Annotated in this window: 13 protein-coding genes; 12 read left to right on the forward strand and 1 reads right to left on the reverse strand. The window is 59.5% G+C overall.

Annotated elements, in window-relative coordinates; genetic code table 11:
• The first annotated feature begins 84 nt into the window (after positions 1-84).
• From ACYQ54_RS16390 to ACYQ54_RS16410, 5 genes are all read left to right on the forward strand, one after another.
• Positions 85-843, forward strand: coding sequence for an SDR family NAD(P)-dependent oxidoreductase (locus tag ACYQ54_RS16390; protein WP_460084089.1), 759 nt, complete (start codon positions 85-87; stop codon positions 841-843).
• 193 nt (positions 844-1,036) lie between these two features.
• Positions 1,037-3,472 carry a methyl-accepting chemotaxis protein gene (locus tag ACYQ54_RS16395; protein WP_460084091.1) on the forward strand — a complete coding sequence of 812 codons (2,436 nt, stop codon included), beginning with the start codon at positions 1,037-1,039 and terminating at the stop codon, positions 3,470-3,472.
• 261 nt (positions 3,473-3,733) lie between these two features.
• The gene (locus ACYQ54_RS16400; RefSeq protein ID WP_460084093.1) at positions 3,734-4,687 is read left to right on the forward strand and encodes a class I SAM-dependent methyltransferase; all 954 of its coding nucleotides are present in this window, start codon (positions 3,734-3,736) and stop codon (positions 4,685-4,687) included.
• Positions 4,684-5,511 (forward strand): TrmH family RNA methyltransferase, encoded by an 828-nt coding sequence (locus ACYQ54_RS16405; protein WP_460084095.1) that lies wholly within the window; start codon positions 4,684-4,686, stop codon positions 5,509-5,511. Before ACYQ54_RS16400 ends, ACYQ54_RS16405 begins: the two co-directional genes overlap by 4 nt.
• Positions 5,512-5,516: 5 nt before the next feature.
• Positions 5,517-6,374 (forward strand): NAD-dependent epimerase/dehydratase family protein, encoded by an 858-nt coding sequence (locus ACYQ54_RS16410; protein ID WP_460084097.1) that lies wholly within the window; start codon positions 5,517-5,519, stop codon positions 6,372-6,374.
• Between the two features lie 90 nt (positions 6,375-6,464).
• Here ACYQ54_RS16410 and ACYQ54_RS16415 read toward each other — a convergent pair whose 3' ends face one another.
• Positions 6,465-7,100 carry a peroxiredoxin gene (locus tag ACYQ54_RS16415; RefSeq protein ID WP_460084099.1) on the reverse strand — a complete coding sequence of 212 codons (636 nt, stop codon included), beginning with the start codon at positions 7,098-7,100 and terminating at the stop codon, positions 6,465-6,467.
• A gap of 210 nt (positions 7,101-7,310) precedes the next feature.
• Between ACYQ54_RS16415 and ACYQ54_RS16420 the strand changes: the two genes are divergently transcribed.
• The 7 genes from ACYQ54_RS16420 to ACYQ54_RS16450 all read left to right on the forward strand — a co-directional run bounded on the left by ACYQ54_RS16420 (position 7,311) and on the right by ACYQ54_RS16450 (position 14,070).
• A complete protein-coding gene (locus ACYQ54_RS16420; protein WP_460084101.1) occupies positions 7,311-7,769 on the forward strand; it encodes a YtoQ family protein in 459 nt (152 codons plus the stop codon).
• Between the two features lie 269 nt (positions 7,770-8,038).
• Positions 8,039-8,239, forward strand: a complete 201-nt coding sequence (locus ACYQ54_RS16425; protein WP_460084103.1) for a cold-shock protein — start codon at positions 8,039-8,041, stop codon at positions 8,237-8,239.
• A 79-nt stretch (positions 8,240-8,318) separates the two neighbouring features.
• Positions 8,319-9,632: a tetratricopeptide repeat protein gene (locus ACYQ54_RS16430; protein ID WP_460084105.1), complete on the forward strand. Its 1,314-nt coding sequence runs from the start codon at positions 8,319-8,321 to the stop codon at positions 9,630-9,632.
• Positions 9,633-9,742: 110 nt separating this feature from the next.
• Positions 9,743-11,344, forward strand: a complete 1,602-nt coding sequence (locus ACYQ54_RS16435; protein ID WP_460084107.1) for a B12-binding domain-containing radical SAM protein — start codon at positions 9,743-9,745, stop codon at positions 11,342-11,344.
• Positions 11,345-11,394: 50 nt separating this feature from the next.
• Positions 11,395-12,660 (forward strand): TCR/Tet family MFS transporter, encoded by a 1,266-nt coding sequence (locus ACYQ54_RS16440; RefSeq protein ID WP_460084109.1) that lies wholly within the window; start codon positions 11,395-11,397, stop codon positions 12,658-12,660.
• A 15-nt stretch (positions 12,661-12,675) separates the two neighbouring features.
• Positions 12,676-13,356, forward strand: a complete 681-nt coding sequence (locus ACYQ54_RS16445) for an alpha/beta hydrolase (protein WP_460084110.1) — start codon at positions 12,676-12,678, stop codon at positions 13,354-13,356.
• Between the two features lie 45 nt (positions 13,357-13,401).
• Positions 13,402-14,070 carry a hypothetical protein gene (locus tag ACYQ54_RS16450; RefSeq protein WP_460084112.1) on the forward strand — a complete coding sequence of 223 codons (669 nt, stop codon included), beginning with the start codon at positions 13,402-13,404 and terminating at the stop codon, positions 14,068-14,070.
• Positions 14,071-14,095: the final 25 nt, after the last annotated feature.

A 14,095-nucleotide genomic window follows, 5' to 3' on the forward strand; every position in this document is an offset into this window, starting at 1 on the left:
ATTGACGAATTCCAGCGCAATAACGAAACTCGAGTGCGGGAGTCAACTTTTTCCACGACTTTCGCATGCCAGCAGGGAAATAACATGACCGGCAAGGGTATCCCCGACGAGCGTCCGACACTCGTGCTGACAGGTGCGAGCCGCGGCATCGGACATGCCACCGTCAAGCGGTTTTCCGCAGAAGGCTGGCGGGTGATCACCTGCTCCCGGCAGGCGTTTTCAGACAAATGTCCCTGGCCTATGGGGCCGGAGGATCACATTCAGGTGGATCTCTCCGATCCGGAGAACCTCGGCTACGCCACCCAGGAAATCCGCAAGCGTCTGGAGCCCAACGGCTCGCGTCTCAATGCACTGGTGAACAATGCGGGGATCAGTCCGAAGGGCCCGGATGGAGAACGTCTGGATTCGCTGACCACGGCCATGCACGAATGGCGGACCGTCTTTCAGGTGAATTTCTTTGCCCCCATTCTGCTGGGCCGCGGCCTCTTCAAGGAACTGCAGAACGCCAAGGGGTCCGTGGTCAACGTGACCTCGATTGCCGGCATGCGCGTGCATCCCTTCGCCGGAACCGCCTATTCCACCTCCAAGGCGGCGCTGGCAGCCCTCACCCGGGAAATGGCGGCCGACTTCGGTCCGCACGGAATTCGCGTCAATGCCATCGCTCCGGGCGAGATCGACACATCGATCCTGTCGCCAGGAACCGAAAAGATGATCGAAGACATTCCACTGCGCCGTCTTGGCCTGCCGAATGAAGTCGCCGACACGATCTTCTACCTGTGTTCGGAAAAGTCTTCTTATGTCAGTGGATCAGAAATTCACATCAACGGCGGTCAGCATGTATAAATCGAATATACAACCGAGCTTTCCTTAGTGCCGCATATATATTTTCAACACTTGAAGCAAATTTTCAAATTTACCCATTTCTTCTTCAGCTAAATATTACCTGAAGATAAATTTCGCGATTTACCTAATGTTCATCGCACTCCGCAATACTGACAGAACGACAATGCAGTTGTTCCGGCTGTGCGGGGATATGATGAAACGAATATTGAAGATTCTGACCGACTTGAAATTTGGCTTCAAGGTCGGCGGCGGTTTTCTGGCTGTTCTGCTGCTGACCGCAGTCGTCGGCGGCGTGGGGTTTCTGGCCATTCAGGGCTTGTCTTCACGCTTCGTCGTCGCTGATCAGGCCGCCAAGGTTGCCAGCCAGGTGCAGGCCACGTCCTTGCAGCGCGAAGACTATCTCAACAATCCATCGGCAGACCTCAGCAATTCGGTTCTTGAAGCTGTCGCAACGCTGCAGACCGAACTTGACCTTCTGAGCCGCGAGGTCGCGGGCGACGACGCCGCGCAGACCCAGGTTGCCGGTGCCAAGGACGCGGTCTCCCACTTCTCGACCACTTTCGAACAGGTCGTCGAGCAGACTGTTCAACAGGAAGACCGCCTGGGAACGCTCCAGAAAAGCACCAACGACCTGGAAGCACTGGCGGCGACCATCAGCGATGCCGTTCTGACGGAAGAAAAACGCATCAGCGCCGAAGCCTTTGCAGCCAACAGCCAGCTGGACGATGCCAACCAGTTGCAGCGTACGGTGTTCGAGCTGAAGGACGAAGTCGTCAAGGTTCACATGCTCTACCTGCAGGGCAGCGGCAACATTGACGGTGAAGACCTCGCCACGGCCATCGACACGGCGCGCAACCTCGTCACGTCCACGAAGCAGATGAAGTACAAGCAGATTGACGGCATCGACCGCAAGACCGTCAGCAAGCTGGCCGCTCAGGCCAACAAGTTGAACGCTTCGCTGGAAAATCTGACCAAGGATCTCGGTTTTTCCGAAGCCTATGAAGCACGCCAGGCGGTCGGTGATGCGATCAATGGTATGAACGAGTTTACCGTGGATATCCTCGGACAGGTTCACCCGGTGGTCTCCAAGGCCAAGACCGATGCATTGACTGCATCCACCCGACTGGCAACAGTGCGATCGATCGCCGAGAAGGCCACCAGCCTGAGCGAGCTGGCCCTGGCCGCCCGCGCCGAAACGCTATACCTGTTTGGCGCATTCGGAGCCAATGACCAGGCTGCCGTGGAAGAAGAGATCGCCAATCTCGCGAAGCTGGAAAAGGACATGGTGAAATACGCCATGATCCTGCCGTCCGCCGCCGATGCGATCAACGCCATCCCGGATTCCGTCGCCACGCTCGACAAGTCCTTCCGCGAAATGCTTGTCACCAAAGCCGATCTCGCGGCAAAGCGTGAGGCGCTTGACGACCTGACCCGCAAGGTCAGTGCCGACATCACGTCGATTTCCGCGTCACAGTCGCAGGCGGCCAATTCCGCTGCGACCGCTGCCAAAGTTCAGATTGCCGTCACGATCCTGCTTGCCATTCTCGGCGGCATCGGTCTCGCCTTCGTGCTGAACCTGGCCATCACTCGCCCGATCCGCACGATCACCGGCGTCATGGACCGCCTTGCAAACGGCGACAATGAAGTCGAGATCCCGGGCATCGACCGCGGTGACGAGATCGGCGACATGAGCCGTACGGTTCAGGTGTTCCGCGACAACGCAGTCGAACGCGCCCACCTGCAGGAGCAAAATTCCCGTGAGGAAGCTTCCCGGCAAGAGCGTCAGGCGCGTATCGACAGCCTGATCCACTCGTTCCGCACCAAGGCGGAAGAAGCGCTCGGCTCTGTGGAAACCACCGCCGGTGGCCTCGACACAACTGCCCAGGCCCTGACGGAAATTGCCCGGGACAGCGCCGGTTATGCCAGCGAGACCCAGGCATCGTCCAACGAGACCACCAACAACGTTCAGACCGTGGCAAGCGCTGCGGAAGAACTGGCGGCCTCCATCGGCGAGATCTCCCGTCAGGTTGCCCAGACGACCGAAATCGTCGACCGCGCAACCACCGGCACGCGGATCACCAACCAGAAGGTCGAAGGGCTGGCGGAAGCCGCCACCAAGATTGGTGAAGTGGTGACCCTCATCCAGGCGATTGCGGAACAGACCAACCTCCTGGCTCTCAACGCCACCATCGAGGCCGCACGTGCAGGCGAAGCCGGCAGAGGCTTCGCGGTTGTCGCAGCAGAGGTGAAGGAACTGGCCACACAGACCTCCAAGGCAACCGAGGAGATCTCCAGCCAGATCACCGAGATCCAGAATGCGACAAAGGAATCCGTCGTCGCTATCGGCGAGATCGCGGAAACCATGATCGAGGTCAACACCTACACCACGGCCATCGCCTCGGCTGTCGAACAGCAGGGCGCCGCCACTGCGGAAATTTCGCAGAACGTACAGCGCGCAGCGGAAGGCACCGGTGCCGTGTCTTCATCCATGTCGCAGCTTTCGCAGGCCGTCGACCAGACGTCGTCTTCCGCGGACATGGTGCTGTCAGCCTCCGGCGAACTGACCATGAAGACCGACGAACTGAAACGCGAAGTCGAACAGTTCCTGTCCGAAGTCGCCGCAGCCTGATCACGAAATTTCGACCCAGGAGGGCGGGTGAGCTTCGGCTCCCCGCCCTTTTCTTTTGCGCGTGAATACACCATTGCCCACACCGCCCGCGGCCTCGGCTGCGCTGGAATGCCTTATCAGGGAACGCCTTGAACGAATGTGTTCTAAAGCCGACGTAGCAACCGGATCCGACACTTTGGAACGTCTAATCTACTTTCAAATGAAGGCAGGATGTTCTATGGCGGAACAAACCTCAAACCTGACAGAAAACGAGTGAGACCCGTGGCGGATCAGACCAGTGCCTCCACCTATGCCCCGTCCGGCAAGCCTGCACACCAGAGCTGGCCGGTGATCCTGGAAACGAAGGGCTGGAAGGACTATCGGCTTCTGGACATGGGCCAGGGCGAGAAGCTGGAGCGCTACGGCCGGTTCACCATCGTGCGCCCGGAGCCTCAGGCCATGGGCGCCCGCCGGCTTAAGGAAAGTGTCTGGAACCGCGCCGATGCCGTCTTTTCCGGTGATACGGAAGAAGAAGGTCCGGGTCGCTGGAAATTCTCCGGAAGCGTTCCGGAAACATGGCCGATGTCCTATGGCCCGGTTCGCTACAACGGCCGCTTCATGTCGTTCCGCCATGTCGGCGTCTTTCCCGAGCAGGCCGCCCATTGGGACTGGGTCAACAGCAAGATCCGCGCCGAGCGCGAGCGCGTGCCGGAAAAGCCGCTGAAGATCCTGAACCTTTTCGGCTACACCGGCCTCGCCTCGCTGCTGCCGGCAACGGAAGGGGCACAGGTGACCCACGTGGACGCCTCCAAGAAGGCCATCGGCTATGCCCGCGAGAACCAGGAGATGTCAGGTCTCGAAGATCTGCCGATCCGATGGATCTGCGAGGACGCTTCGAAATTTGTTGCCCGCGAAGTTCGGCGCGGCAACACCTATGACGGCATCATTCTCGACCCGCCGAAATACGGCCGTGGTCCCAAGGGCGAGGTCTGGGATATCTACACCAGCCTGCCGGGCATGCTGGCAGACCTGAAGCAGCTCCTGGCCAAGGACGCGCTCTTCATGATCCTGACCGCCTATGCGATCCGTTCCAGCTTCGTCTCAATCCATGAGCTGATGGCCGAAACGCTCGACACGGAAGGCGGCTTGCTGGAATCCGGCGAGCTGGTCATCCGCGAGGAGGACGGCAAGCGCGCGCTGTCCACGTCGCTCTTTTCGCGCTGGAGCAGCCGATGATCGAAAAACGCCAGGGTGCGGTGAAACAGATCACCAGCCATTCCAATCCGATCGTCAAGGAGATCAAGGGGCTGGTTGCGCAGCGCAAGCACCGCAGTCAGTCGGGCCTGTTCGTGGCCGAGGGCCTGAAGCTGGCGACCGATGCGCTGGAGGCCGGCTGGGGCGTTCGCTATCTCGCACTCGGACCGGACGCACGGGACAATCCAGTCGCACAAAAAGCCGCCGCTGCCGCAAAGGCGCGCGGGGCGCTGATCCTGGAAGCGTCGACCGCTGTCATGTCGGCGATGACACGCAAGGACAATCCGCAGATGGTTGTCGGCGTCTACGAGCAGAAACTTCTCGGCGCCCGCGACATCGACCCTTCCGGCACCACGCTCTGGGTTGCGCTCGACCGGGTGCGCGACCCGGGCAACCTGGGCACGATCATTCGCACGGTCGATGCCGTCGGCGGTGCCGGTGTGATGCTGGTCGGCGATTGCACCGACCCTTTCGCCGTGGAGGCCGTGCGCGCCACCATGGGCTCGCTCTTTCACGTGCCGCTGGCCAAACTCGGCAAGGACGAATTCAAGTCACTGGCCGAAAAGTGGCCCGGCACGGTCGCTGCGACCCATCTGAAGGGCTCCGTCGACTATCGCACACCAGACTACGCAGAGCCGGTTCTGCTGGTCATGGGAAATGAGCAGAAAGGGCTGGAAGACGACATGGCAGCCGCGTGCCGCACCCTGATCCGCATTCCACAGGTCGGCCAGGCCGACAGCCTGAATCTCGCAGTTGCCACGGGCGTTGCGCTTTATGAAATCCGCCGCAAGCATCTGGAGCTCTAGAACGAATGCGTCTGTTTATCTTTGGCACCGGGTTTTCTTCAAAGGCATTTGTAGAGGAAGTGCGCGACCAGTTCGACTGGATCGGCGGCACAACACGCTCTGCGGAAAAGGCGGACGCACTCCGGGACATCGGGGTCGACCCGTTTCTCTTCGACGGGGACACACAAGGCGCAGGTATTGCCGACGCCTTGAAGCAGGCAACTCATGTTCTGGTGTCGATCGCCCCGAACGAGGCCGGCGACCCGGTACTGAACCAATATGCCAGCGAGATTGCCGCCGCGAAACCGCACTGGATCGGATACCTTTCCACCGTCGGTGTCTATGGAAATCACGACGGTGCCTGGGTCGATGAGGAGACACCACTCAACCCTGTCTCCAAACGCTCCGTCCAGCGCGTTGCCGCAGAAGAAGCGTGGCTGGGATTTGCCGCAGAGAACGATCTGCCGGTTCAGATTTTCCGCCTGTCCGGCATCTATGGCCCGGGCCGGAACGCTTTCGAGAATTTCCGGAAAGGCACGGCGCGGCGGCTGGTGAAGCCGGGGCAGGTGTTCAACCGCATTCATGTTGCCGATATCGCCGGAGCGTTGAAGGCGGCAATGGAAAAACCGTCGACGCGGGTATTCAACGTCACGGACGATGAACCGGCCCCGCCTCAGGATGTGGTTGCCTATGCCGCGGAGCTGCTCGGCGTTGAAGCGCCGCCCGAAATCCCGTTCGAGACCGCGGATCTTTCGCCGATGGCCAGATCGTTCTATGGCGAGAACAAGCGGGTTTCCAACAAGCGCCTCAAGGAGGAGCTTGGGTTTGCGTTCCGCTATCCGGACTACCGCACTGCCCTGCAGGCCTTGCTGAAGACGGTGTGATCCCGTCACAGTTCCCTGTCCTGACCAAACCATGAGGCGGCGGCGCCTTTTTCATGCGCCACCAGCCATTTCATCCGTTTTTTTCAGCCGTTATTTGGGCTGCGGCACGACACGCAGATAAGGCTTCAGGGTTTTCCAGCCTTCGGGGAATTTTTCCTTCGCCTCTTCGTCACTCACCGCCGGGACGATGATGACGTCCTCGCCGGACACCCAGTTTGCCGGGGTGGCCACCTTGTGAGCAGACGTCAGCTGCAAGCTGTCGATCACGCGGATGACCTCATCGAAGTTGCGGCCCGTGGAGGCCGGGTATTCAATCTTCAGCTTGATCTTCTTGTCCGGTCCGATGACGAACAGCGACCTTACGGTCAGTGTGTCATTGGCATTCGGATGGATCATGCCGTATGCGGTCGCCACCTTGCGGTCCGGATCGGCAATCAGCGGGAAGTTCAGGGCAACGCCTTGCGTGTCGGCGATATCGCCAACCCAGGCCCGGTGATCCTCGATAGGATCCACCGAAACGCCGAAGACCTTGACGCCGCGAGCCTCGAACTTGTCCTTGAGCTTGGCGGTCATACCCAGTTCGGTGGTGCAGACCGGCGTAAAATCTTTCGGGTGGGAAAACAGAACCGCCCAGGATCCTTCGATCGCCTCGTGAAAATGGACCGGACCATCCGTGCTGTCGGCTTCGAAATCCGGTGCCTCGTCTCCGAGCAAAAGTGCAGACATGAATGAACTCCTTGAAATTACGGGCCGCAATTTCAGCTTTGCGGCAGCATACCCTTCAGTTTTTGTGCAGGCTTGTCGAGTCTTCCAGATGCCTGCGCCAAGGGGCAAATGAACGCAGGGGTTGACGTTGCCGGGCTCAGCCTCCAGTTTCCTGTCAAAACAAGGCGAGAAGTTTCGTCACATAATCAAAAGCTTGCATGGGAGAACCTTATGACCACCTGGCGCGTCTACTTGTCCGGCGAAATCCATACCGACTGGCGGGACAGGATCATGGAAGGTGCCGCGGCACATGGGCTGCCGGTGGAATTTTCGTCTCCGGTCACCGACCACGATGCCAGCGACGATTGCGGAGCCGCCATACTGGGCGGTGAGGACAACAAATTCTGGTACGACCACAAGGGCGCGAAGGTAAACGCCATCCGGACGCGTACGCTGCTGGAAAAGGCCGACATCGTCGTGGTTCGTTTCGGCGACAAGTACAAGCAGTGGAACGCGGCTTTCGATGCCGGCTACGCCGCCGCTCTCGGAAAATCACTGATTGTCGTTCACGACCCGTCGCTGACACATCCGCTCAAGGAAGTTGACGCAGCTGCACTTGCGGTTGCCGAGACGTCCGAACAAGTCGTCGACATCCTCAGATATGTTGTTCTGGGAAAGCTCGATCACTGAGCAGGTCTTGTAATTAACAATTTCATTACCATACTAATAGACACTATGGAAAAGCCCGGGACTTTTAGCCGGGCGACCAGACCCCCGCCAAATGGAACGGCATCTTGAGGTGAGGCAGTCGCGAAAAGACTGCGCGCGTCGATGTCCAGTTCCGAGCAGGGTCTGAAAAGTACTTTAGTATTATCATCAACACTGTCATCAAGGCGTTGAAAAAGGCAGCTATGGAAGCCGTCGTATGCCAAGATGACAAGAATTAGAAAGAAGACTCCATGCTGCATGGAAACGTGAAATGGTTCGATAATCGCCGAGGTATCGGCACGATCGAACCGCAAGACGGCGAGGACATCCTTGTCGACATTTCGGCCCTTCGCCGTTCCGGTATTGACACTCTAAAGGAAGGCCAACTCGTGGCTTTCGATCTGGAGTGGCGCCGCGGTCAGATGGTGGCTGAAGACCTGAAAGTCCTGTAAGGTCACTTACAGGTCATTACCGGGTACAAGGGCGGTTCGACCGCCCTTTTTTATTGCGCAATTTTTTTCGGAGACGTTCATGGAACTCGATGCCAGGCTGCAGGAAGGGATAACCGCTCACCGGAGCGGCAATCTGGAGGCGGCCCTGGCGGCCTACAAGGATGTCCTGACGACCGATCCGGACCATGCCGACGGGCTGCATTTCCTCGGTCTTCTTCATTTCGATGCGGGCAAGGCGGACAATGCGATCGTCCTGATCCGCAAGTCTCTGGAAAACAACAACCGCAATGCGGCCGCATACAACAATCTCGGCAATATCCTGAAACTCGAAGGCAAGTCCGACGAAGCCCTTGAGGCCTATGTCCGCGCGGTGGAGATCGAACCGCGGCATCAGGACGCCTGGAGCAACATCACCGTCATGCTGGAGGGCGCTAAAAACAACGACGACCTCTTGCCGATCCTGACGGAAATCGTCCGGCTGGATCCGGACAATCCGAATGCCTGGCACAATTACGGCCTTTCCTTGATGCTGGCCGGACGCCGACACGAAGCAGCCGATGCCCTGGAACGCTGCCTGGAGTTCGGGGCGGAGGTCTGGTCGGACCCGGTCTGGCACGCGCGCGTCCTGTGTTCTCTCGGTCGCAAGGACCGCGCCATCGAGCACCTGGAGAGTGTCGCCGCCGCCGATCCGGACAACAAGGTTGCCCTGTATCAGCTGGCGGCCGTGCGCGGCGACACCATGGATCACGCCCCTGAAGACTATGTCAAAGACCATTTCGACAATTTCTCCGAAAGCTTCGACGAGGTGTTGACGAACCTGGGCTACCGTGCGCCGGAACTGGTTGCTGCTGAAGTCGCGGCGCTGGCCGATACACGGCAGGTCCAGTTTCAGGATGTGGTCGATCTTGGTTGCGGCACGGGCCTTTGCGGGCCCTTGATCCGTGAGCATTGCGTCAAGCTCACAGGCATCGATCTGTCGCCCGGGATGCTGCGCAAGGCGGCTGCGCTGAACGTGTTCGATTTTCTGGTCGAAGGTGAGCTTGTCGGGTTTCTGACATCCGATCTGCCGACCCGGTTCGACCTGGGCGTTTGCGTCGATACCCTGTGCTACATCGGCGATCTGCAGCCTTTCATGAACGCACTCGCCGGAGCATTGCAGCCGGGCGGTGTCCTGATAGCCAGCGTGGAGCACCTCGATGACCCGTCCGGCCCCGATTACCGGGTCGACCCGACGGGACGGTATGCCCACACTCCCGCCTATCTCAAGCGTACGGCGGAGATGGCCGGGCTGATTTACGAAACCGAGAAACCTGTGGTGCTGCGCCAGGAGCTTGGCAACGAAGTCCACGGTTTGATCTTCCGCCTGCGAAAGCCCGACGCCAGTTCGCAGTGACAGGCTGTATGGGCGGGAAGCCACGAAAGCTGTTTAATGCGGTTGTGCCGGGGCGTAAAGTTGCTACGGTGTCGCCGTTGGGAACGAGTGTCCGTTTGGAGGGACCATTAATGTCGGAATGCAATGTTCTGCTGGTGTATCCGCGCTTCAATGCCGGTTCATTCTGGAACTATGGCGCAACCTGCGAAATGGTCGGCGCAAAATATCCCGCCCCTCCTCTCGGCCTGATCACCGTTGCGGCAATGTTGCCCGACACCTGGAATGTCCGGCTTATCGACCGCAATACCGGCCCGCTGACGAATGACGACCTCGCCTGGGCCGACATGGTGATGACTGGCGGCATGTTGCCTCAGCAGGCCGATTGCCTTGCCGTCATCCGCCGCTCGCAAGAAAAGAATGTTCCCGTGGTGGTCGGCGGCCCGGACGCGACCTCCTCTCCGGAAGTTTATGAAGCGGCCGATTTTCTGGTGCTTGGAGAAGCCGAAGGCATTCTCAGCACCTTTGTCGAAGCCTGGCAGGAAGGGGTCCGCAACGGACGTTTCTCGGCCGAGAAATTCAAGGCCGACGTCTCCTCCAGCCCTGTTCCGCGGTTCGATCTCCTGAAGTTCGACGATTATGTCCAGATCGGCGTGCAGTATTCGCGCGGCTGCCCGTTCACCTGCGAATTCTGCGACATCATTGAGCTTTATGGCCGCGTGCCGCGTACCAAGACCAATGACCAGATGCTGGCCGAACTCGACCGCCTGTACGAACTTGGCTACCGGGGCCACGTCGATTTCGTCGACGACAACCTGATCGGCAACAAGAAGGCTGTGAAGGGCTTCCTGCCCGAGCTGGCGAAATGGCAGATGGAACGGAAGTATCCGTTCGAAATGTCGACCGAAGCCTCCCTGAACCTTGCCGACGACGAAGCGCTTCTGAAAATGATGCAGAAGGCCGGATATTTCTCGGTCTTCATCGGTATCGAAAGCCCCGACCCCGAGGTCCTGGTGGCGACTCGCAAGAAGCAGAACACCCGCCGCGACATCGCGAAAAGCGTCCACAAGATCTACGATGCCGGCATCTTCGTTCTGGCCGGCTTCATTGTCGGCTTCGACGAGGAAAGCGACAAGGTGGCCGACGAGATCTCGGCCCTGATCGAGGAAGCCGCCATTCCTGTCGCCATGACTGGCCTGCTCTATGCCCTGCCCAACACGCAGCTCACGCGTCGGCTTGCCAAGGAAGGCCGCCTGCACGCGGATTTCGCCACGGACGATCCGGACACGGAACATGGCGACCAGTGTACCGCAGGCCTCAACTTCACCACCAAGCGGCCCCGCGCCCAGATCCTGGAAGACTTCAAGAAAGTCATTGATCAGGTCTATGGGCCGGAAGCCTATTTCCGCCGCGTCCAGAAGGTTGCCTCCATGCTCGACATGAGCGGCGCCAACGGATCGATTTTCGGAGCAGGCTTCTTTCATGACATCAGGTTGTTTGGCCGCCTGATCCTGGCGATGACCTTCAAGGAAACCACCTATCGCGGACCGTTCTGGAAGACACTGATCAAGACCGCTTTCACCAATTTCCGGGCCATCAAGCCGGTGATGATGATGCTGGCGCTCTATGTACACCTGGGGCCGTTCTCGCGGTTCGTCGTTGCCCAGATCGACAAGCAGATTGCCGAAATCGAAAAAGGCAACTGGGAGCAGCCGGCACTGGTGGCCGCCGAGTAATCGGATAAGATCACAGCCACCTTCTGTTGACGGAATTGGCGGGAAAAGGCTTGCGGTCCGGTATCTCCAAACGCAGTGCGCTCGGGTTCATCCTGGTTACGCTGGTGCTCAACTCCATGGGCATCGGCCTGATGATGCCGGTCATGCCTTCGCTACTGACCGAACTCACTTCCCTGCCCGTGAGCGAGGCCGCCCGCTGGGGTGGCGCGCTCAGCGTCGTCTATGCGCTGATGCAGTTCGCCTTCGGTCCGACCCTCGGCAACCTTTCCGACCGTTTCGGCCGCCGTCCGGTTCTGCTTGTGTCCATGTTCGCCATGGCTGTCGATTACCTGATCATGGCGCTGTCCTGGCATCTGGCTGTGCTGTTCGTCGGCAGAACTCTGTCGGGGGTTGCCGGAGCGACCTTTTCAGCAGCATCGGCCTTCATAGCCGATGTGTCCTCTAAGGAGGACAGGGCGAAGAACTTCGGACTTGTGGGGGCGGGATTTGGCGTCGGCTTCGTGCTCGGGCCGATGATCGGCGGTTTTCTGGGAGAATACGGGCCACGCGCGCCCTTTTATGCAGCCGCCGGCCTGTCCTTCGTCAATTTCCTGTTCGGCTATTTCATGCTTCCGGAAACACTGAAGAATGAAAACAGGAGAACCTTCGACTGGAAACGGGCCAATCCGTTCGGCGCACTGAAACAGATCGCTGTCTACCCGGCAGTGCGCACGCTGCTTCTGGCCATCTTTCTGTTCGACATTGCCCACTACGTTTATCCGTCCGTCTGGAGCTACTACGCCGAGGAAGTGTTTGCCTGGAGCCCCGGTGACATCGGTCTGTCGTTGGCCGCCGTCGGTGTCGGATTTGCCTTCGTGCAGGGGTACCTGATCCGCGTCCTTGAACCAAAGCTCGGCCCGGGCCGGACACTCCTCATCGGCTTGGCCGCCAATCTCGTTGCCTTCGCCGGGCTTGCCGTCGCCAGCACCGGCTGGATGGCCTACCTGCTGATCTCCTTTGCAGCACTCGGCGCGATGGCAACTCCCGCCTTCACCGGCCTGATGTCGGTCCGCGTACCTGACAATGCCCAGGGCGAACTGCAGGGGCTGATCGCCAGTGCAGCCGGCCTTTCCATGGTCGTGAGCCCCCTGGTGATGACCCAGGTCTTTGCCACGTTCTCAGGCCCGGAAGCTTCGATTTCCTTTCCGGGTGCTCCGTTCGCACTGGCCGGCGTCCTTATCCTCGCCGCCATGCTGATCGCCCTTCCCTTCATGCGTCTTCAGGAACGGTTGCCGTCTCCCTCCGGAACGGCCGACCGGAAGACACCAGCCGAATAATCAGGTTCCATCCTCGTGACAGGCACTTTCCCACCTCTTCTTGACGGTCCCCGTCTAGCCCCCGCCTCAGGCAATCCCGCCCGTCAACTGGTGGTGATCCTGCATGGCTACGGAGCCGACGGTCCCGATCTGATCGATCTGGGTCGCGCCTGGCAGGTACAGCTTCCGGACGCCGCCTTTGTCGCGCCGAATGCACCCGAGCATCTTCCCTTTGAAGCGCTTGGTGGGCGGCAATGGTTTGCGCTTGAAGAACGCGACCTGAACGAGTATCGCCTCGGAGCGCAGGCAGCCCAGCCGGTGCTCGAGCGTTTTCTGGACGACGAACTGGCCCGCCTCGACCTCGACGACAGATCACTGGCACTGGTCGGCTTCAGCCAGGGTGCGATGATGACCTTTCAGTGCGGTTTGCGCGGCAGGCGCTCCCCGGCTGCGCTGATCGGATATTCCGGACTGTTGCCAGGGGCCAGCCGACTGGACCGGATCAACACGCAGAGCCCGGCGCTGATCATCCACGGCAAGGAAGATGATGTTGTTGCCTGCTATCATGCGGAAGCGGCTCACCAGGCCCTTTCGGATGCCGGCGTCACCTCCAGCCTGCACCTGTTGCCCGGGCTTGGGCACTCCATCGACGAACGCGGCATGGTGCTGGGAGGACGGTTTCTGGAAAAGGCGTTTGACCCGGTAAAATCGGCCTGACGCCGGTCCACCTATTGGTTAATGGCCTGTTAACGGTTTTGCGGGATGATTTCTGCAACTGTACCGGACCAGGAAGGGCCGGACGAGCCGGGATCCGAAGCCATGCAGATTTCCATCGAAACCACCACGCAAAGCACAAGCCTTTTTTCGGCTTCCTTTTCGAATGGCGGCGCGGAAGGCCAGAAGAACGATCCCAAGGGCAACGCCTATGGCCACGAGATCGGCCAGCGCAACGGGCATGACAAATCCCCTGCAGTCAGCGTTCTGGAAGCTGCCAGCAAACAGGCCGAGGACGATGCGGTCGTGATCGCCGCTCTTCAGGATGCGGTTGAAAAAGGCAAGGGCAAGGACGACGACGAAAAAGACGGCGCGCTTGCGACTGTCGAGGACTATCAGAAGACCGCCGGCAAGCTGAAGGCGGCTCTTGGTGAAGAGGAAAGTGGCGCTTCGGCCAATGTGGCCTATGAAAGCGCGACCATTTCCACGACCACCATCGAAGCTGAAATCGGCGGCGAGACCGTTTCTGCGCAATTCGTATCCTTCGAGCGGGTGTCCTACGACAGTGAAACCGGGCTCTCCGTCCGCTCCGCGAACGCCTCCTCGATCGAGGGCGAATTCGACAACGGCTCCTTCAGCTATCAGAGCGCTGCCGTCAGCGAGCTTTATGCCGGCACCGGCGACCAGGTGTCCAATCTTCTTGGGCTGACGGCCTGAAGGGACACGCTTCCACGCGTTTTCC

This window comes from Roseibium sp. LAB1, from assembly GCF_054658235.1.

Bases quoted from the DNA above. Each gene is read 5' to 3' on its own strand.
- ACYQ54_RS16405 (WP_460084095.1), top strand. From the start codon at position 4,684: ATGATCGAAAAACGCCAGGGTGCGGTGAAACAGATCACCAGCCATTCC.
- ACYQ54_RS16410 (WP_460084097.1), top strand. From the start codon at position 5,517: ATGCGTCTGTTTATCTTTGGCACCGGGTTTTCTTCAAAGGCATTTGTA.
- ACYQ54_RS16415 (WP_460084099.1), bottom strand. From the start codon at position 7,100: ATGTCTGCACTTTTGCTCGGAGACGAGGCACCGGATTTCGAAGCCGAC.
- ACYQ54_RS16390 (WP_460084089.1), top strand. From the start codon at position 85: ATGACCGGCAAGGGTATCCCCGACGAGCGTCCGACACTCGTGCTGACA.
- ACYQ54_RS16425 (WP_460084103.1), top strand. From the start codon at position 8,039: ATGCTGCATGGAAACGTGAAATGGTTCGATAATCGCCGAGGTATCGGC.
- ACYQ54_RS16435 (WP_460084107.1), top strand. From the start codon at position 9,743: ATGTCGGAATGCAATGTTCTGCTGGTGTATCCGCGCTTCAATGCCGGT.
- ACYQ54_RS16420 (WP_460084101.1), top strand. From the start codon at position 7,311: ATGACCACCTGGCGCGTCTACTTGTCCGGCGAAATCCATACCGACTGG.
- ACYQ54_RS16450 (WP_460084112.1), top strand. From the start codon at position 13,402: ATGATTTCTGCAACTGTACCGGACCAGGAAGGGCCGGACGAGCCGGGA.
- ACYQ54_RS16395 (WP_460084091.1), top strand. From the start codon at position 1,037: ATGAAACGAATATTGAAGATTCTGACCGACTTGAAATTTGGCTTCAAG.
- ACYQ54_RS16430 (WP_460084105.1), top strand. From the start codon at position 8,319: ATGGAACTCGATGCCAGGCTGCAGGAAGGGATAACCGCTCACCGGAGC.